The sequence below is a fragment of the Bradyrhizobium sp. SEMIA genome, assembly GCF_014844175.1.
Taxonomy (GTDB): domain Bacteria; phylum Pseudomonadota; class Alphaproteobacteria; order Rhizobiales; family Xanthobacteraceae; genus Bradyrhizobium; species Bradyrhizobium arachidis.
Window position 1 is genome coordinate 1,457,656 of the sequence record NZ_CP046601.1, and the last position, 19,145, is coordinate 1,476,800.

Here is a 19,145-nt window from a genome sequence, read left to right on the forward strand (position 1 = left end):
GATCATGCTCAAACAAGAACTCAAGCGCATCGGAGGCGCATGAAGAGAGAAAGCCGCGGCATCCAGTCGATCGAGGTCGGCGGAGAATTGCTCCGCGCGCTCGCCAGGAGCGGCGAGCCGATGATGCTGCGCGATCTCGCCCGCGAAGCCGGCATGACGCCGGCCAAGGCGCATCCCTACCTCGCCAGCTTCTCCCGCATCGGCCTGATCGAGCAGGACGAGACCACCGGCCGCTACGAGATCGGCGCGCTGGCGCTGGAGCTTGGCCTGATCAGCCTGCGTCGTCTCTCCGGCGTGCGCATCGCGCGGCCGAAGATTGCAGCACTCGCGAGCCAGATCGGCCACGCGGTGTCGCTGGCAGTCTGGGGCACGCACGGCCCGACGGTGGTGCAGCTGGAAGAGCCCGGCCAACCCGTGCACATCGTGATGCGCGCGGGCTCGGTGATGGCGCTGCTGGAGACCGCGACTGGGCGCGCCTTTGCGGCGTTCCTGCCGGAGAAGACCATCAATGCCGCACTCGAAAGCGGGCTCGATCGCCACGGTGTCGGCTACAATCCGAAGCGCGCCGTGAAAGGCGCCAAGGTCACGGAGATGCTGGCCGAGGTCCGCAAGCACGGCCTCGCCCGCGCGCTGGGCGATCCGCTGCCCGGCGTCAATGCGTTCTCCGCACCCGTGTTCGATCATTCCGGCCATGTCGCATTGGTCATCACCGCGATGGGCCCGGAAGGCACGTTTGACGCGCTCTGGGACAGCCCGATCGCGCACGCGCTGCGAGATTGCGCTGGCGGGATCTCGAAGCGGCTGGGCTATGGGATGACGGTTGCGGCGGAGTGAGGCTTCGCAGCCCAGCACAAACACGGCTGTCATGCCCCGCGAAGGCGGGACATCCAGTACGCCGCGGCGGATGTGGCGAGAGCGAGCTCTTACGCCCGCCTCTGGAATACTGGATCGCCCGGTCAAGCCGGGCGATGACACCGAGAATGGAGCCGTCCTACTTCTCCTTCACCGGTACCGTGTAGTTCAGGATCAGCCGCCCGCCGTCGGGATAGATGGTCTGCCCGGTGATATACGACGCATCATCGCTTGCGAGAAACGCGACCACCGATGCCACCTCGCTCGGCTCGCCGCCGCGTCCCGCAGGCGTACGCGACATCACGGTCTTCCGCGCATCCTCGGACGTGTAGATCGATGACGCCACCATGTCGGTCAAAATCGTGCCCGGCCCCACCGCGACGACGCGGATGTTGTGCGGGGCGAGCGCAACGGCAGCGACTGACGTCAGCTGCTTCATGCCGCCCTTGGACATCGCGTAGGTCGCAAGCGCCGGGATCGCGAGCAGCGCGTTCACCGAGGACATGTTGATGATGACGCCACCGCCGCCTTGCGCGATCATCTGTCTTGCTGCTGCCTGCACGCCGAAGAATGCGCCCTTCAGGTTGATGCCGATGATCTCGTCGAATTCCACTTCGGAGATCTCAAGGAGGTCCCGGTTGCGGGCGACGCCGGCATTGTTGACCATGATGTCGAGCCGGCCGAATTCTTTCACGGCGGTTGCGACGAGCTGATCCACGTCGGTGCGCTTGGCGACATTGCCGACGACAGTGCGCAATGCGTCCGGCCGCCCGAGCTCGGCGGCCGTTGCAGCCAGACCCTCGGCATCGACGTCGGAGATGACGACCTTGACGCCGTCGTCGAGGAATCTCTTTGCGCAGGCCTTGCCGATGCCGCGCGCCGCACCGGTGATGGCGGCGACCTTGCCGGATAGTTTCATGGTCTCACTCCAGAATAGCTGCTTGCGGCAGGCCTAAGCCGGATGAGGACCGAGGGCTAGGCCGCCGCAAACCCGAGATGAGCACGGAACCGGTTCTTGATAAAGACGGCATCGCGCGAGGGCAGCGAGCGCGGCGGATTTTCGGCCAGAACCTTGATGACAAAAAGCCGCGGGCCACCGACCGGTTCGGCCATTTGCGCGGCGAGGCGTTGCACTTCCTCAAGCGTCCGCACGGTTCCGGTCGCGGCAAAGCCGCAGGCCGTGGCGATGGCGGTGAGATCGACACCGCGGCCGGTGTGGCTCGCCTGCATCCCGGTCTCGCCAAAATGCTGGTTGTCGATCACGACGATGTCGAGATTGCGCGGGCGCGCGACGCCGATGGTGGCGATGCCGCCGAGGCCCATCAACTGCTCGCCGTCACCGGTCAAGGCGAGAACGCGCTTTCCCGGCTGCGCCTGCGCGAGCCCAAGCCCGATCAGCGCGGCGCCGCCCATGGCGCCCCAGAGATAAAAATTGTCGTCACGGTCGCCGGTCGCATGCAGATCGTAGGTCGGCGAGCCCAGGCCAGAGACAACCAGCATGTCCTTGCGGTTCCTCAGGAGTGCCGCGACGGCAACGCGGCGATCGAGTTGGGAAGGATTGGACATCGACATCACCACTTCTTCTTGCCGATCAAGCGCTGCCCGATCAGGACCGCGATCTGCTGGTCGGATTCATAGGCGAGCGCGGCCGCGGATTCGACAGTCTCGACCAGGTCTTCCGCCGTCTCCGCGCGCATCACCTTCAGGCCGATGGCTTCGAGCGAGGGCTGCGTCGCCCGGCTCATCGGCACTTGCCAGGGATTGAACTCGGCCCATTCGCCGCGCATCGTCACCAGCATCAGAAGCGGAAAGCGGCCGATCGCCGACAGCGACAGCATGTTGATGCAATTGCCGACGCCGCTCGACTGCATCAGCAGCACGCTGCGCTGGCCGCCAAGCCAGGCGCCCGCGGCAATGGCGATGCCCTCCTCCTCCGTCGTCAGCACATTGGTGGTGACGTCGTGGTCGGCCGAGAACATGCGGATGAGCTGGCTGTGGCCGGCGTCGGGGACGTAGGACATCTGCCTGACGTCGGCGGCCTTCAGGATGCGATAGAGCTCGGACGGCCAGTCGGTTTCGGGATTGGGCTTGGGGCTGTGCACCGCGTGTCTCCGTGACTTTCGAGCGGCACGCTAGCGATGTTCGCGCGCGACGGCTCTGACCGTCTGGCACGATCAGGTATTGAAAGATTGTATAGCTGGCGTTGGCCGCGGCATCCGCGCCTCTCCTCCCTCGCCCCGTTCTTACGGGGAGAGGGTTGGGGTGAGGGGCTCCCTCCATACGAAGAGTCCACCGATAGACCTGTACCCCCTCACCCGGATTGCATCTTCGATGCAATCCGACCTCTCCCCGCAAGCGGGGCGAGGTGAAAAGAAGAGCCTCAATTCGTCGCAGCTCTTGCCGTGGTCGGCATATAGATCTGCGCGTAGCCTTCCTTGATCGCGGCCGTGATGCGGTCGAGGCGGCGATCGATGTGCTTCTCCAGCACTGACACGCAAGCCTCCTCATTTCGCGCCTTCAAACCTTCGACCACCGCGCGGTGCTCGGCCTGGGTGTTCGAGCGGTTGACGCGGTCCATGTCGATCCAGCGCACGAAGCGGATGCGGGCGTTGACGTTGCGCAGGACGCGCAGCATCTCGGCATTGTTCGACATCGCCATCAGCCGTTCGTGGAAGGTCTCGTCCAGCTCGACCAGCTCCACCGATGTGCGCTCGCCGGGATCGGGACCGGTGGCTTCGAGGAATTTCAACAGCGCGTCGATGTCCTCGTCCTTGGCGCGCTTGACGGCGAGGCGGACCGCAGCGACCTCGATCGACTTGCGCAGCTCGTAGAGATCGAAGATCTCGTGCGCATCGAGCTCGCGGCAGAAAAACCCCTTGCCCGGCGTGAAGCGCAGGAAGCCTTCGGTGTTGAGACGGTTGAGCGCTTCGCGCAGTGGCGTGCGGCTGACACCAAGCCGCTTGGCCAGCTCGCCCTCGTTGAGCCGCTCGCCCGGCTTGAACTCATAGCTCACGGCCATCGCCTTGAGCTGCTCATAGACGCGATCGACGATACTATCGGAAGCCAGTTCCACGTTGCTCATCATCAACTGCATTCATGACCGAACACAACACAATATACCGGGGCCTTGTGGACAATGGCAATGCACACGGCAGAGCTGGCAGAGACTGTTCAAGGCTTTGCGACGGATGGAATCAGGCAAAGGCGCGCGGGCGCAGTCCAGCATGAAACCAGGTGATCATGGAATAGATGTCGTAGACCGGCAGCCCGACCTCGGCCTGCAACGCGGCCGCATAGGGCGGCATGTTGGTGCATTCGAGCACGATCGCGCCGACATCGGGTTTTTGGCGACGAGCTCCTTGCCCGCCTCGACCACGTCGCGCTCGGCTTGCGCGACGTCCATGTCGTCCTTCTCGGCCTTGATCAGGACGCGGAAGAATTCCTTGCCGTGCTCGGTGCCGACCAGCGGCGTGTCGAGCGGCACGCCGGCGCCTTCGAGATGGGCCGGCGTCAGGGTCGAGCCCGACACAGTGACGAGGCCGACGCGCTTGCCCGGCGGCAAGGTCGCCTGCACCCAGGGCACCTGCATCAGCGACGAGGTCGCGACCGGCACGCCGACGGCCGCCGCGATCTCCTTCTGGAACAGCGAGAGGAAGCCGCAATTGGTGGTGATGGCCTCGGCCCCGAGCCGCACCAGGTCCTTCGCAGCATCGATGAAGTCAGGCAACAGGCCCGCAGCGCCCTTCAGCACCACCTTCTCAGGCGACGCCCCGCTCACCACGCGATAGAGCACCGGGAATGGCCAGGTCGTGCCATTGCCCATGTCGCCGGGAATGCGGGGAAAGCGCGCCTCCAGCATCAAAATGCCGAGCGGCGCGCCGTAGATCGCCTTGCCGCCACGGGCGATGCTGGAGGATGCGTTGGCTGGACTGGTCATGATGCGACCTCAGAGGAAGCGAGTGGGCGCGAACGGCGCCAGCGGAATCTCAGGCGTCTTGCCGCTCAGGAGCTGGGCGACGAGACGCCCCGTACGGGCCGAGCCGACCAGGCCGACATGGCCGTGGCCGAAAGCGTAGACGATGTCGCGTGAGGCGCGCGCGTGGCCGATGCACGGCAGTCCATCTGGCATGCTCGGGCGATGGCCGAACCAGGTCTTGATGCGCGAGGGCGGAATATCCTTCGGCAGCTTTGGGAACATGCTGAAGAGGTTGTCGCGCAAGATCTCGGCACGCTTCCAGTTCGGCGCGGCCTCAAGACCTGCGATCTCGACCGTACCGGCGGCGCGCAGGCCCTTGTTGGTCCAGTTCACGACCATCTTGGCGTCGGACGCCATCATCGAGCTGCGCGGGCCGGATTCCGGATTCTCGATCATGACGTGATAGCCGCGCTCGGTCTCGAGCGGCAAGGGATCGCCGACCGATGCGGTGAGCTGTTTTGACCGCGCACCGGCGGCGACGACGACAGCGTCACAAGCTATCTCGCCGGTCCCGGTGAGCACGGCAACGAGCTTGTTGCCGGAGAGCTTCAGACCGGTCGCCTTGGCCCGCACGTGCTTCGCGCCGCTGGCGATCGCATGATTGGCAAGAGCCGCAACATAAGCGCCGGGATCGCGACAGCGGCCGGCTTCCTCCACCACCACGCCAAAGGTGTATCGCGGATGCAGGTCCGGCTCGCGCTGACGCATCTCGTCGGCATTGAGCTCCAGCCATTCGACGCCGACCTTCTTGCGCAGGCGCCAGCCGAGGTCGTTGTCGAAATTACCGCGCGAGGGGAAGACGTGCATCACGCCGTTGCGCTCGACCAGTTCCGGCACGCCCGCTTCTTCCGCAAGCTTCCGGTGCAGCAGCGGCGCGTCCTTGAGGAGATCGCGCAGCGCGAACGCCGTCTTCTCGACCCGCGCCTCGGTCCAGCCCGAGAGAAGATATTTGATCAGCCAGGGTAGCGCCTTCGGCAAGTACGACCAGCGGATCGCGAGCGGGCCGAGCGGATCCATCAGATAGCCCGGCACCTTCTTCCAGACGCCCGGCTCGGCCGGCGGGATCACCGAATGCGAGGACAGCCAGCCGGCATTGCCGTAGCTCGCCGCCTGCTCTCCGCCCGGCTCTCCCGGATCGATCAGCGTGACGCGATGGCCCTCGCGCAGCGCCTCGATCGCACTGATCACGCCGACTGCGCCGGCGCCGATAATCGCGACGTGGCGGCCCTCCGGCATCGCCTACGCCTTCACCTGCGGCACAAAATCCTTGCCGACTGAAATCGCGCGCGGATCGATAATGCAGTGAAGGATCGACGGCTTGCCCGAGGCCAGCGCACGCTCGAACGCAGGCGCGAATTCTTCGGTGCGCTCGACGCGCTCGCCATGGCCGCCGAACGCCTTTGCATACATCGCAAAATCAGGGTTCTTCAACTGCGTGCCGACGACGCGGCCGGGATAGTCGCGCTCCTGGTGCATGCGGATGGTGCCGTATTGCGAGTTGTCGACGACGATCACGATCAGCGGCGCGTCGTACTGCACGGCGGTCGCGAATTCCTGGCCGTTCATCAGGAAGCAGCCGTCGCCGGCGAATGCGACGACGACACGGTCAGGATATTGCCGCTTGGCGAGCACGCCCGCCGGCACACCATAGCCCATCGAGCCCGAGGTCGGCGCGAGCTGCGCCGCGAAGCTGTGGAAGCGGTGGTGGCGATGGATCCAGCCGGCATAATTGCCGGCGCCGTTGCAGACGATCGTGTCCTTCGGCAGCCGGTCGCGCAGCCAGGTCATGACCTGACCATACTGGAACGTGCCCGGCAGCTCGCGCGCCTTGTCGGTCCAGGCGAGATAATCGGCATGCGCCTTGGCGGCTTCGCCCTTCCAGGCAACCGTCCCAGTGGGCTTCAGCGTCTCGACGGCGGCGGCGAATGCGGCCGGTGACGCCTGAATCGCCAGCGCCGGCTGATAGACGCGGCCGAGCTCTTCCGAGCCCGGATGCACGTGGATCAGCTTTTGCTTCGGCGAGGGAATGTCGAGCAGCGTGTAGGATGAGGACGGCATCTCCGACATGCGGCCGCCGATCAGCAGGATGACGTCGGCGTTGTCGATGCGCGCCTTCAGCCCCGGGCTCGGCCCGATGCCGAGATCGCCGGCATAGTGCGAATGATCGGCGTCGATCAGCGATGCGCGGCGGAACGAGGTCGCGACCGGCAGGTCGAACCGCTCGGCAAAGCGCGCGATGCTCTTGGTGGCGTCATCGGTCCAGCGCGAGCCGCCGAGGATGACGAGCGGCGCCTTGGCGCTGGCGAGCATCGCGCCGACGCGCTCGATATCATCCGGCGCCGGCCAGCTCACCGCCGGCTCGATCCGCATGGCGTCGGCAACGGCGGCGGTCTCGGTCAGCATGTTCTCCGGCAGCGCGATCACGACGGGACCGGGACGGCCCTGCATGGCGACGCGGAAGGCGCGCGCGACCAGCTCGGGAATGCGATCGGGCCGATCGATCTCGACCGCCCATTTCGCCATGGGGCCGAACACCGCCTTGTAATCGAGCTCCTGGAACGCCTCGCGCTCGCGCATGCCGGTATCGACCTGGCCGACGAACAGGATCATCGGCGTCGAATCCTGCATCGCGATGTGGACGCCATGGCTGGCGTTGGTCGCGCCGGGGCCGCGGGTGACGAAGCAGATGCCGGGCCGTCCCGTGAGCTTGCCATAGGCCTCCGCCATCATCGCCGCGCCGCCTTCGGCGCGGCAGATCACGACGTCGATCGGGCTGTCATGCAGCGCGTCCAGCGCCGCCAGATAGCTCTCGCCCGGCACGCAGGTGACGCGCCCGACGCCCTGCGCGACCAGCTGATCGATCAGGATCTGGCCCCCGGTGCGGGTGTTGCGAATGGTCATAACGGCTCCCTGCTGGCTCTGGCGGTGCGCTCGACGCCGCGCGCAAATCTCGTTCGGAGGTGGGTAGGACAGGCGGGCAGAGCGCGCAAGATCGAAAGGTCTCTCCTCTCCTGCGCAGGCATCATGCCCGGCTTCGATGGTTGCACTACCGGCCGCCTGCAATGATGCGGCGGCAGTGATCGAGCGCCGCGCCGATCAGATTGTCGCTCGCCTCGGGGGTGCGGAACGCCGAATGCGCCGACAGCGTCACGTTCGGCAGCTTCGTCAGCGGATGGCCCGGCGGCAGCGGCTCGACGGTGAAGACGTCGAGGCCGGCATGGGCGATGTGGCCGGAGCGCAAGCCATCCAGCATCGCGTCCTCGTCGACCACGGCGCCGCGTGCGGTGTTGATCAGGATGCTCCCCTGGCGCATCATCGCGATGCGCTCGCGCGACAGGAACCCCTTGGTCTCGTCGTTGAGCAGCAGATGCAGCGAGACGACATGGCTTTCGGCGAGCAGCTTCTCCAGCGCAACGAATTCGACGCCCGGATGGGTCTTCGGCGACCTGTTCCAGGCGATCACCTTCATGCCGCAGCCCGCCGCCATCCGCGCGGCTTCCGCGGCGATGCCGCCAAAGCCGATCAGGCCGAGCGTCTTGCCGGTGAGCTGGACCGCATCGCGGCGCAGCCAGTTACCCTCGCGCATGCCGCGATCCATCTCGCCAAAGCTCTTCGCCGAGGCCCACATCAGCGCGATCGCGCATTCGGCGACCGCGGTATCGCCATAGCCTTTGATGGTGTGAACCGAGATGCCGCGTCCGGCCAGCTCTTCCGGATTCATGTAGCTGCGCGCGCCGGTGCCGAGAAAGACGACGTGCTTCAGCCCGGCACATTTCGCGGCAACCGCCGTCGGCACCGCGGTATGATCGACGATCATGATCTCGGCGCCATCGAGCAGGCGCGGCAGGTCGTCGGGCGAGATCGCGGGATTGCGGTTGATGGCGACCGGAAGATTGTCTGCGCGCAGCAGCTTTTCGGTCACCGCGGCAAGGGTGTCGTTGGCGTCGACGAAGAGGGCACGCACGTGCTTGGCTATCCCATTCAATTCAAAATACCGACTTGCATTTTAAACTGAATACAGAAATAGTCCAGACGCCGGGTTTGAACGTTCAGCAGAAGCGATTGCCCAGGAGACTGCCATGAATCGCAGGGACGCACTCACCACCGTTGCCCTCGCCGGCGCCGCGATCGCCGCAACCGGTTCGGCCAGGGCCGACACCGCGCCCGGCTCGACGCTCGAACGGATCAAGAAGAGCGGCGTGCTGCGTATCGCCGTCATCGCCGGCCAGGACCCCTACTTCCACAAGGACCTCACCACCAATCAATGGTCGGGCGCCTGCATCGACATGGCGAACGACATCGCCGGCAAGTTAGGGGCCAAGGTCGAGACGCTGGAATCGACCTGGGGCAACCAGATCCTGGATCTGCAGGCCGACAAGATCGACCTCGCCTTCGCCGTGAATCCGACGCCGGAGCGCTCGCTGGTGATCGACTTCTCCACGCCGATCCTGGTGCACTCCTTCACCGTCATCACCAAGAAGGGTTTTGCCAAGCCGCAGACCTGGGCCGAACTCAACAAGCCCGAGGTCAAGATCGCCATCGACATCGGCTCAACGCACGAGACGATCGCGCGTCGCTACTGCCCGAAGGCGAACATCCTCGGCTTCAAGACGCGCGACGAGGCAATCCTCGCGGTGTCGACGGGCCGCGCCGACTGCAACGTCTCGCTGGCCGTGCTGTCCATCTTCACGCTGAAGAAAAATCCGACGCTTGGCGACCTCGCCATCCCGCGTCCGCTCCTGACGCTGCCGACCAATCTCGGCATCCGCGCCGAATCCGATCGTCGCTACAAGGATTTCCTCAGCGCCTGGGCCGACTACAACCGTTCGCTGGGCCAGACCCGCGAATGGCTCTTGAAGGCCTATGAAACCGTCGGCCTCGGCGCCGAGGACATCCCGAGCGAAGTGCAGTTCTAGAACGGCCGGCAAGGGCGGATTTGGCTTTAAGCTGAATCGACCAGCCGCGGGCTCCCTACCCTCTCCCGCAAGCAGGAGAGGGAGCGCACCTCCTTCGTTTGCAGCATCAAAACCAATCTCATTGCGCACTAATCCCCTGACACCCGCGCGGCGTCGGGGCGTGACGTCCGCCCCGACAGACGTCGAGGTTGTGCCAATTGCGGACATCCGGATCGCGGTACGATGAGCCGATAGGTTGATTTATCTCAAGACTGCATTCGGAACGCGAGCTAGCTTATCTTCGCAAGGCAGCGATACGTCCGGACAATCGGGAGGTAGAGCATGTACCGGCACATTCTCATTCCGACAGATGGGTCTGAGCTAGCGGAGCGTGGGGTCGCGCACGGATTGGCGCTGGCGAAATCCCTTGGGGCCACCGTATCCTTCATCTTCGTTGTGGAACCATTTTCCGAAGTGTCAGGCCGGTTCCTCGAAGCAATCGCAACATATGCCGAGTTGCGCAAGGAACAGGCCGCGAGCGTATTGGACGGCGCGGCAAATGCGGCCAGGACGGCCGGCATTTCCTGCGAGACGATTCAAGCGGAGAGCGGGCAACCCCATCAGGCCATCATCGCAGCCGCCACGGACAAAGACTGCGATCTCATCGTCATGTCGTCGCATGGGCGCAGCGGACTTGCCGCGCTTGTCATCGGGAGCGTGACAAACAAGGTGCTGACGCACGCACGGACCCCTGTCCTGGTCTGTCCATGAATGTGAGCCCCCTGTTGAAGTCAAACCACCGCACCGGAAGATGGCGACAGGGTCGTCCAGAAAAGGAGCCTCCAGATGTACACCCGGATCCTCTTAAGCACGGACGGATCGGACGTCGCGAGAAACGGCATTAAGCATGGGATTGCTTTGGCAAAGGCCCTGAAGGCCAAGGTGACAGTCATCGCCGTGACGGAATCATTGCCAATCGACTACGGGAGCGGACACGCCTCGGGATGGATACCCTCGCAGCAGGAATTTGATAGCTTCGACGCGGCCTGCAAGGAACGTGCGGGCAAAGTCCTCGACGACGCGCGAGCTTTGGCAGAGCAAGCCGGGATATCCGCAGAACTCTTGCACGTTCCGAATGCGCACCCGGCCACCGCGATTATCGAAACAGCAAAGTCAGGAGGCTGCGACCTGATCGTCATGGGCTCTCATGGGCGCCGCGGTCTCAAGAAGCTATTCCTGGGGAGTCAAACATCGGAGGTCTTGGCCGACGGAAGCGTGCCGGTGTTGGTCGTGCACTAACGAACGGAAATAACGGCGCGGGCTTGGTGAAAGCCGGCTCCCAGCCGGCGGAGCTAAGTCACGCCGCCCGGCATTCTTGTTCGAGAGGCTCATCCTGCCTCCCTGATTTTCCTCTTGTCGTTGTCGCTCGCGCTCAGCTCCGCCCACAGGCGGGAGCGCACACCTTCGTTGAGCGGCGCAATATGGAACGGCTGGCCGAAGATGGCGAGCGGCTCCTGGGGCAACTCGAACCGCGGCCAGGCTTCCGCAACATCGGGTACACCTGATGTGACGAAGCGCAGCAAGCTTGTCTGAAACCGCGCGGCGACATCGATATCGGCGGGCGTCATCGGTCCACCCTTCCGCTTCAGGATGGGACGGTCGATGAAATTGGGCAGATGCGCCCAGAGGCAGGCATTATCGGCACCGTGGGTCGGCCCCTGCGACAGGAACGGTTCCAGCGCCGGACGATGGTCGAACCGGCTCAACCACACCGCACCGCCTGCCGCGGCATGCAGTCGCGCGAGATCGGCCATCGGACGATGCCAGAACGCATCCGACAGCAGCGCCTCGTACGGATCCTCGTCGGCGCACGCGGTGGCGCGATAGTAGGACAGCAGTCGCCCCCAGCCGGCATCGCCAAAGGCGGCACGCACCTGACGCTCGGTGGTGCGGATCATCGCGGCCGGCGGGGTGCTCTTCAGGAACATCACCATCTCGTCGCGGCAGGAGCCGAGCCAGAGCGGGATGTCGCGCAAGCTGCCGCCCGCCAAGACGTCGCGCGGCTCGCGCGGGATCACGGTGCCGTCGAGCACCGGGCCAAACACGGTGCCTGATGCGGTCTCATCCGCGATCATGCGGCCGACACGCTCCACGGCCGCGAACAGTTTTGGCAGTGGCGCGGAAGCGATCGCGCCGGGATCGCGCGCCGGCTCGAGCTCGTCGAGCACACGCTGCGCGACCTCGTCGGCATGATCCGAGGTCATGATGGTCCGTCCGGGAGCGCTCAGTGCGAGCGCCCGAATGAACTTGCCTCTGGCTTCCGGCAGGGTCGCGAGCGCGATCACCATGGAGGCGCCGGCGGACTGACCGGACAGCGTGATGACGTCGGGATCGCCGCCGAAATTTGCGATGTTGGCATGCACCCAGTCGAGCGCGGCGAGCGCATCCGTGATGGCGAGGTTGTTGGCTGCATCGAGGCCGTGGCGATGCAGTTGCAGGAAGCCGAGCGGGCCGAGCCGATAGTTGATGGTCACGACCACCGCAGGACCGCGCGCGGCGAGGAAGCTGCCGTCATAATCGGCGCCGCCGCCGGTGACAAAGGCACCACCATGGATGAAGAACATCACCGGCAGCGGCCGATCCACCCCTGCCGGCGTCCAGATGTTCAGGCTGAGACAGGACGCCTCATCGGCCTGCTCGAGATGGCCGGGCTGCGGCGCATAGGCGCCATAGTCCATGCAATGGCGCGGCTCCGTCCAGGCGCGCGGTGCTATCGCCTTGGCAAAACGCCGCGCGGTCGCGAACGGCACGCCCTTGAAAGCGCGCATGCCGTTCCGCTCGGCGCCGACGATCGGCCCGCTCGTGGTCGAGACTGCGTTGGTCAGCATGCGATCCCTATCCCCTCTCACTCAACTGCGCCGCTTGCCGAGATCGGCGATGTCGACCGTGTGGGTTTCGCGCGCGGTCGCCGCCGCGGCGGCCGAGATCACGCAGCAGCAGGCTACGAAGATCGCGACGGGAATCCAGCCGTTCGGCCCCTCACCCACCAGGCTCGCGCTCACAAGCGGCGTGAAGCCGGCGGCGAGGAAGCCGAGCTGGGTGCCGATCGCCGTGCCGGAATAGCGCACGCGCGCCTCGAACATCTCGGCATAGAACGACGGCCAGATCGCGTTCGGCGCGGCGTAGACGATCCCGGAGAGGATCATCGCGGCGGCGAAGATCCCGATCGTGTTGCCTGATGTCACCAGCATGAAGTACGGGAACAGCAGCACCGCGCAGCCGAGCACGCCGCCGATGAACACCGGCTTGCGGCCGATCTTGTCGGCGAGCAGCGCCCACAGCGGCTGGGTGATCAGCGCGGTGACGTTGCCGAGCACGCCGGCCCAGAGCATGGTCGGACGCGCGACACCGAACTTGGACGTCGCATAGCCGAGCGCGAACACGGCGGTCATGGTGCTGACGGTGGCGATCAGCGCGCAGACGATGACGCGCAGCACGTCGGGCCAGTAGTCGCGCAGCAGCGCGATCAGCGGGAAGCGCGCGACTTGCGCCTTGTCCTTGATGTCCTCGAACACGGGCGTTTCCGGCATGGTCCGCCGCACCAGATAGGCGACGACCAGCACGAAGAACGAGAGCAGGAACGGAATCCGCCAACCCCAGCTCAGCAGCTGATCTTCCGGCAGGCTCGAGACCGGAATGAACACCAGCGTCGCCAGGATCGCGCCGGCCTGCGTGCCGCTCAACGTCCAGCTGGTGAAGAAGGCACGGTTGGAATTGGCGGAATGTTCCAGCGTCAGCGAGTTCGCCCCGCTCTGTTCGCCGGCGGCCGAGAGGCCCTGCAACAAGCGCAGCAACGTCAGGATAACAGGCGCGGCATTGCCGATCGATTTGGCATCCGGCAACAGGCCGATCGCCAGCGTCGAGCCACCCATCAAAACCAGCGTGAACAGCAGCACCGTCTTGCGGCCGATGCGGTCGCCGAAATGACCGAGGATGACCGCGCCGACGGGACGGGCGATATAGCCGATGCCGAACGACAGCAGCGCAAGCAGCGTCGCGGTCGAGGGATCGACATTGGCAAAAAACACTTTTGGAAAGATCAGCGCTGCCGCGGTGCCGTAGATGAAGAAGTCGTAGTATTCGAGCATGCTACCGACGAAGCTGACGAGCGCGGCGCGCTTGGGCAGCTTGTTTTGCGTGGCTTCCGCTGCTGATGGCGCGTGCAGTGGTGCGGTTGACGTCAAGGTCATGAAATTCCTCCCCGTATGTCCGGTGCGGTGCGCGTCAGGCCGTCCGCCTCGCGCGCTTTTCTCGTTGTTGTTGCCGCAGCTTTGGTTTCGACGCATAATGTACGAACTAGTACGTTTATGCAATATGCGTTGGACCAGTGCCCCGGCAGGTGAAATTTGCCTTCACCTTCAAGGTGATCCGTGGAAACTGGCGGGAGAAACAGCAATGCTCGAGCGCATGCCGCCCCCATCGAAGCGCACCAACGACCCCGAACGCACCAAGCGCGATATCCTCGAAGTGGCGATGGCCGAATTCGCCTCGGAGGGCTATTCAGGCGCCCGCGTCGACGCCATCGCGGCGCGCACGCGCACGTCGAAGCGGATGATCTATTACTATTTCGGCGGCAAGGAGCAGCTCTATCTCGCGGTGCTGGAAGAGGCCTATCGCAGCATCCGCGCGCTGGAGGATCAGCTCGACATCGAGAGCTGCGACGCGCGCGAGGGATTGCGCCGGCTGATCGAGGCGACCTTCGACCATGACGAGCGCAACCCGAACTTCATCCGCCTCGTCTCAATCGAGAACATCCATCACGGCAAGCACCTGAAGCAGAATCTGCAATTGCGCCAGCTCAATGCCAGCGTGATCGCGACCCTCGACGGCATTCTCGCACGCGGCCACGCCGAAGGCGTCTTCCGCAACGACGTCGACGCCATCGACCTGCACCTCGCCATCTCTTCCTACTGCTTCTTCCGCGTCGCCAACCGCCACACCTTCGGCGCCTGTTCGACCGCGACCTCAGCGAGCCCAAAGTGCTGGTGAAGAGTCGGACGCAGATCGTTGAGATGATCCTGGCGTGGCTGGGAGCCAGCCAGGCGCAATGACACAATCAGCAGCTCCGTGATCCCAGCGCAGCGGCGGAGCCGCTGTCGCTGGAGGTGCGAGTGGCGCGATGCGCACAGCATCGCGCCGCGAGCGTCAAAGGATGCGCGGCCGAGCTGACGCAGCGGGGCCCCCGCCCTTCGAGGCTTCCCCTGCGGCGCGTTGCGCCCCAGGGCGCGCACCCCAGGCTGACGGGGACGGACTAGCGCTAGCGCCAGCCCCCTCACCCGCTCCTCTTCTGCCGCGTGCTCGCCAGCAGCACCAGCATGAAGGACGCCGCCGTCATCAGCGTCGAGATCGCGGCGATCGTGGGATCGATCTCGTCGCGGAGTGCGGTGAACATGCGCTTGGTCAGCGGCTGGTATTGGCCGCCGGAGATGAACAGCGCGACGATGGTCTCGTCCATCGCCGAGATGAAGGCGAAGATGCCGCCCGCGATCACGCTGGACTTGATCTGCGGCAACGTCACCGCGAAGAAGCTGCGCAGGCGGTTCATGCCGAGGCTGCGCGCCACCATCTCCTGAGCGGGGTCGAAGCTCTGCAGGCCCGCGAGCACGGAGATGATGACATAGGGCAGGCCCAGCATCACATTCGCCAGCACGAGGCCGGGCATGGTCGCGACCAGCCCGACCTTGGCATAGACGAAGAAGATACCGACAGCGGTGATGATGATCGGCACCACCAGCGGCAGCAGCAGCGCCATGTGGATGAGGCGCATGATCCGCAGCTTCGACTGGCTGATGGCGTAGGCGGCAGCAACGCCGAGCGGCGTCGCGATCACCACGGTGAGAAGCGCGACCGTCAGCGTCACCCGCGTCGCCTGCATCCAGGCGGGATTTGAGAAATATTGCTGGTACCAGCGCAGCGAGAAGGATGGCGGCGGGAAGGTCAGGAAGCGTGCGCTGGAGAACGAGATCGGCGCAATGATCAGGACCGGCAGGATCAGGTAGACGAGTACCAGCGCGCAGATCACATACAAGACAATCCGTGCGGGCGAGGCGCGCATCATTTTTGCCCCAACACGCGATCGAGAGAGATGAAGCGGCTGACGACGAAGAAGATCGCAAGCACGCTCAGGAGCAGCACGACGGCGACCGCGCTTGCCGCGCCGAACTGGTTGTAGAGCTCCACATTGCGGCTCACCAGCATCGACACCATCACGGTGCGGCCGCCGCCGAGCAGCTCGGGCGTGATGTAGAAGCCGAGGCAGAGCACGAACACCATGGTGCAGCCGGCGAGCACACCCGGCAGCGACAACGGCAGGAACACGCGCATGAAGGTGAGCGACGGGCTCGCACCAAGGCTGGCGCCGGCCTGCATCAGATCGTTTGGGATCTTCTGCATGGTAGCATAGAGCGGCAGCACCATGAAGGGCAGCAGGATGTGCACGGTCGCAACCACCGTGCCGAAGGTGTTGTGGACCAGCGCGAGCGGTTCGGCGATGACATCGAGATAGCGCAAAAACTGGTTGATCACGCCGGTGCGCTGGAGCAGCGCCAGCCAGGCATAGGCGCGGACCAGAACGCTGGTCCAAAACGGCAACACGACCAGCGACAGGATGAGGATGCTCCACCCTTTCGGCACGGAATTGGCAAGATACGCGACGGGATAGCCGAGCAGCAGCGCGATCAAGGTGACCGCGAGACTGATCTCGAAAGTCAGCGCAAAGCTGCGCCAGTAGACGTCCTCGGTGAAGACCCGGCGATAATTCTCCAGCGTGAAGCCGTCATGATAGATCGACTGCCATGCGAGCCAGCCGACGGGCAGCACGATCAGGGCCAAGATCACTAGCAGCGCCGGCGACACCAATGCCAGCATCAGGCCGTGCTCACGGCGCTGATGCTTTTGCGATGGATCTGGCACTGATGTCGTCAACGCTGCCTCGGCTGGTTGAGGGGTCCGGTTCGGCGGCCGCCGAACCGGCTGGCTTACTTCTGCATGAACGACGCCCAGCGCTTCTCGGCGGCCTCGCCGGCCGGCGAGGACCACCAGGCGTAGGACATCAGCGCTTGCTTCGCCGCATTGGCCGGCTCGCTCGGCAGTTGCGCGGCGCGCTCGGGCTTGATCACGCTGGTCTCGAACGCCTTGGGATTGCCCGGACCATAGTCGATGTGCAGCGGCAGATTGGCCTGGTGCACGGGATCGACCGCCTCGTTGATGAACTTGATCGCCGTGTCGAGATTCGGCGCACCCTTGAGGATGCAGAGCGAGGTGCTCTGCAGGATGCCCTGGTTGTAGGTGAAAGCAACTTTCGCGCCTTCCTTGGCGACGGCGCTGACGCGGCCGTTCCAGGCCATCTCCATGTCGACCTCGCCGTCATTGAGCAGCTGCGCCGACTGCGCGCCAGAGGTCCACCACACCGTGATGTGCGGCTTGATCTCCTCCAGCTTCTTGAAGGCGCGATCGACGTCGAGCGGATAGAGCTTGTCCGGCGCGACGCCGTCGGCCATCAGCGCCGCCTCCAACGTTGCAAACGGATGGTTGCGCAGCGCGCGGCGGCCAGGGAATTTCTTGACGTCCCAGAAATCGGCCCAGCTGTTCGGCGCATCCTTCGGGAAGGTCTTCTGGCTGTAGGACAGTACGCTGGAATAGAACTCGTAAGAGACCGAATAAGGACTGCGATAGGACTCCGGCATCGCCGCGCCGTTTGGAATCTTCGAGAAGTCGAGCTTCTCGATCAGCCCCTGCTCCCCGCCACGCAGACAATTGCCGGTCGGGGTGTCCACGACGTCCCAGATCGGCTTGCCGCTACCGACCTGCGTCTTGATCGCCGGCCAGGCGTCGGGAATGGAGTCCTGGTTGATGGTGATGCCGAGCTTCTTGGCGGAGGGATCGAGGATCGCCACCGTCTGTGCCTGCTGGTAGGCGCCGCCCTGCGAGACGAAGGTGATCTGCTCGGCGGCATCAGCCGCGCTGGTCAGTCCGATTGCGCCCAAGAGCGCGCAGCCCAATCCAAAATTCCGCTTCATCGTCATCCTCGCCTCCTCCATCGCCAAATGATCTCACCGACCGATCGCATCGAGAAACTGGTACCAGCCGGCGACCATGCGCACGGCGGGCTCGCGCAGCGGGTAGAACGGGATAGCCTTCATGCGCCTGATATCGAGCAGTCCGACGTCGGGCGACTCGCCGCGCACGAAGGCGGCGAGATAGCGGCCCATCAGGCTCGACATCGCAACGCCGGCGCCGTTGTAGCCCAGCGCGACCAGCGTGCGGTCGTCGAGCCGGCCGATATGCGGCACGGAGTCCAGCGTCATCGCGACGAGGCCCGACCATTTGTATTCGAGCGGGATATCGGCGAGATCGGGGAAGATGCCGACCATCGCCTTGCGCAAGGCACCGAACGCGGATTGGGTGTCCTGCTTGCCGAAAGCGCCGCGGCCGCCAAAGATCACGCGGTTGTCGACCATGCGGAACCAGCGCATCATGCGCTTGGTCTCGGTGTAGCTGCGTCCGGTCGGCATCAGCTTTCCCGCGAGATTGCGCGGCAGCCGCTCGGTTGCGACGATGGCGCTGCGGAACGGGATCAGCGCGCGCTGCAGATGCGCGGTGGCGCCGGTCAGATCGGAATAGCTGTTGGTGGCGATGATCGCCTGTTTTGCACGTACTGCCCCTCGCGGTGTTTCGGCAACGATGCGGTCCTTGTCGCGCCGAAGCTTGACGACCGGCGTCTCCTGGAAGATGGGCACGCCGCGGCGCGCCACGCCATCGGCGAGGCCGCGCAGATAGTTCAGCGGATGGATGCCGCCCGAGCCGGGATTGAGCACGCCGCCGACGAAGATGTCGGAGCCGGTTTCGTCACGCACGCCTTTCTTGTCGAGGATCCGGACCTCGGCCGAGCCCATTTCGCGCGTCATCCAGTTGGCCTCGTCGATCGCGGCCTTCAGCGTCGTCTCGTTGTGAGCAGCCTTGACCTGGCCGGTGCGCACAAGGTTCGCGCTGGTGATGCCGAATTCGGAGACGAGCTCCTCGACGATGTCGGTCGACTCATGCGCGATCTCGTACATGCGCCTCGCCATGGCGCGGCCATGCACGGCGTCGACCTCGCGGAACGAGAGGCGAAACTTCGCGGTGATCACGCCGCCATTGCGCCCGCTCGCGCCCCAGCCGGGGCGGTTGGCCTCGATCACGATTGGCGACGAGCCGTCTGTGGCGATGTGATGTGCGGCGGAGAGGCCCGTATAGCCCGCCCCGATGATCACCACATCGGCTTGGTGCTCGCCGGACAGCACGGGAAACGCGCGCGCCGGCTCCGCCGTGGCTTCCCACAGCGAGTTGACCGATGGTTGCGCGCTCCAGTCCCGTGTCATCTC

At 64.9% G+C, this 19,145-nt stretch carries 17 protein-coding genes and 2 pseudogenes; 5 read left to right on the forward strand and 14 right to left on the reverse strand.

The window, feature by feature from the left end; genetic code table 11:
- Nucleotides 1-39 precede the first annotated feature (39 nt).
- Nucleotides 40-834, forward strand: coding sequence for an IclR family transcriptional regulator (locus tag FOM02_RS06935; RefSeq protein WP_027560865.1), 795 nt, complete (start codon nucleotides 40-42; stop codon nucleotides 832-834).
- A gap of 157 nt (nucleotides 835-991) precedes the next feature.
- Here FOM02_RS06935 and FOM02_RS06940 read toward each other — a convergent pair whose 3' ends face one another.
- The 8 genes and pseudogenes from FOM02_RS06940 to FOM02_RS06975 all read right to left on the reverse strand — a co-directional run bounded on the left by FOM02_RS06940 (nucleotide 992) and on the right by FOM02_RS06975 (nucleotide 8,792).
- Nucleotides 992-1,771 carry an SDR family NAD(P)-dependent oxidoreductase gene (locus FOM02_RS06940; RefSeq protein ID WP_027560866.1) on the reverse strand — a complete coding sequence of 260 codons (780 nt, stop codon included), beginning with the start codon at nucleotides 1,769-1,771 and terminating at the stop codon, nucleotides 992-994.
- Nucleotides 1,772-1,827: 56 nt separating this feature from the next.
- Nucleotides 1,828-2,418 (reverse strand): thiamine pyrophosphate-dependent enzyme, encoded by a 591-nt coding sequence (locus tag FOM02_RS06945; protein WP_027560867.1) that lies wholly within the window; start codon nucleotides 2,416-2,418, stop codon nucleotides 1,828-1,830.
- Nucleotides 2,419-2,423: 5 nt separating this feature from the next.
- Nucleotides 2,424-2,954, reverse strand: coding sequence for a thiamine pyrophosphate-binding protein (locus tag FOM02_RS06950; protein ID WP_027560868.1), 531 nt, complete (start codon nucleotides 2,952-2,954; stop codon nucleotides 2,424-2,426).
- Between the two features lie 278 nt (nucleotides 2,955-3,232).
- Entirely contained in the window at nucleotides 3,233-3,934 is a 702-nt protein-coding gene (locus FOM02_RS06955; protein ID WP_231164109.1) for a GntR family transcriptional regulator, read from the reverse strand.
- Nucleotides 3,935-4,046: 112 nt separating this feature from the next.
- Nucleotides 4,047-4,789 (reverse strand): annotated as a pseudogene (locus FOM02_RS06960) (aspartate/glutamate racemase family protein).
- 9 nt (nucleotides 4,790-4,798) lie between these two features.
- Nucleotides 4,799-6,064: an NAD(P)/FAD-dependent oxidoreductase gene (locus FOM02_RS06965; protein ID WP_027560871.1), complete on the reverse strand. Its 1,266-nt coding sequence runs from the start codon at nucleotides 6,062-6,064 to the stop codon at nucleotides 4,799-4,801.
- Nucleotides 6,065-6,067: 3 nt separating this feature from the next.
- On the reverse strand, nucleotides 6,068-7,729 hold the full coding sequence (locus FOM02_RS06970) for a thiamine pyrophosphate-binding protein (RefSeq protein ID WP_027560872.1): 1,662 nt from the start codon (nucleotides 7,727-7,729) through the stop codon (nucleotides 6,068-6,070).
- Between the two features lie 145 nt (nucleotides 7,730-7,874).
- Nucleotides 7,875-8,792 carry an NAD(P)-dependent oxidoreductase gene (locus FOM02_RS06975; protein ID WP_027560873.1) on the reverse strand — a complete coding sequence of 306 codons (918 nt, stop codon included), beginning with the start codon at nucleotides 8,790-8,792 and terminating at the stop codon, nucleotides 7,875-7,877.
- Between the two features lie 115 nt (nucleotides 8,793-8,907).
- Here FOM02_RS06975 and FOM02_RS06980 point away from each other — a divergent pair, with 115 nt between their 5' ends.
- The 3 genes from FOM02_RS06980 (at nucleotide 8,908) to FOM02_RS06990 (ending at nucleotide 11,022) form a co-directional block, all read left to right on the forward strand.
- On the forward strand, nucleotides 8,908-9,744 hold the full coding sequence (locus FOM02_RS06980; RefSeq protein ID WP_027560874.1) for a transporter substrate-binding domain-containing protein: 837 nt from the start codon (nucleotides 8,908-8,910) through the stop codon (nucleotides 9,742-9,744).
- 321 nt (nucleotides 9,745-10,065) lie between these two features.
- Nucleotides 10,066-10,494: a universal stress protein gene (locus FOM02_RS06985; RefSeq protein WP_027560875.1), complete on the forward strand. Its 429-nt coding sequence runs from the start codon at nucleotides 10,066-10,068 to the stop codon at nucleotides 10,492-10,494.
- Nucleotides 10,495-10,569: 75 nt separating this feature from the next.
- Nucleotides 10,570-11,022 (forward strand): universal stress protein, encoded by a 453-nt coding sequence (locus FOM02_RS06990; RefSeq protein WP_027560876.1) that lies wholly within the window; start codon nucleotides 10,570-10,572, stop codon nucleotides 11,020-11,022.
- 89 nt (nucleotides 11,023-11,111) lie between these two features.
- Here the strand turns inward: FOM02_RS06990 and FOM02_RS06995 are convergent, their stop codons facing one another.
- The gene (locus FOM02_RS06995) at nucleotides 11,112-12,611 is read right to left on the reverse strand and encodes a carboxylesterase/lipase family protein (protein ID WP_027560877.1); all 1,500 of its coding nucleotides are present in this window, start codon (nucleotides 12,609-12,611) and stop codon (nucleotides 11,112-11,114) included.
- A gap of 21 nt (nucleotides 12,612-12,632) precedes the next feature.
- Nucleotides 12,633-13,973, reverse strand: coding sequence for an MFS transporter (locus tag FOM02_RS07000; RefSeq protein ID WP_027560878.1), 1,341 nt, complete (start codon nucleotides 13,971-13,973; stop codon nucleotides 12,633-12,635).
- A gap of 205 nt (nucleotides 13,974-14,178) precedes the next feature.
- On the opposite strand from FOM02_RS07000, the pseudogene FOM02_RS07005 reads away from it, so the two are divergent.
- Nucleotides 14,179-14,834, forward strand: a pseudogene (locus FOM02_RS07005) (TetR family transcriptional regulator).
- 221 nt (nucleotides 14,835-15,055) lie between these two features.
- Here FOM02_RS07005 and FOM02_RS07010 read toward each other — a convergent pair.
- The 4 genes from FOM02_RS07010 to FOM02_RS07025 all read right to left on the reverse strand — a co-directional run bounded on the left by FOM02_RS07010 (nucleotide 15,056) and on the right by FOM02_RS07025 (nucleotide 19,142).
- Nucleotides 15,056-15,841, reverse strand: a complete 786-nt coding sequence (locus FOM02_RS07010; protein ID WP_027560880.1) for an ABC transporter permease — start codon at nucleotides 15,839-15,841, stop codon at nucleotides 15,056-15,058.
- A complete protein-coding gene (locus FOM02_RS07015; protein WP_035729261.1) occupies nucleotides 15,838-16,650 on the reverse strand; it encodes an ABC transporter permease in 813 nt (270 codons plus the stop codon). The genes FOM02_RS07010 and FOM02_RS07015 overlap by 4 nt, the downstream gene beginning before the upstream one ends.
- 110 nt (nucleotides 16,651-16,760) lie before the next feature.
- A complete protein-coding gene (locus tag FOM02_RS07020) occupies nucleotides 16,761-17,807 on the reverse strand; it encodes an ABC transporter substrate-binding protein (protein WP_027560882.1) in 1,047 nt (348 codons plus the stop codon).
- Nucleotides 17,808-17,834: 27 nt separating this feature from the next.
- Nucleotides 17,835-19,142 (reverse strand): NAD(P)/FAD-dependent oxidoreductase, encoded by a 1,308-nt coding sequence (locus FOM02_RS07025; RefSeq protein WP_027560883.1) that lies wholly within the window; start codon nucleotides 19,140-19,142, stop codon nucleotides 17,835-17,837.
- Nucleotides 19,143-19,145: the final 3 nt, after the last annotated feature.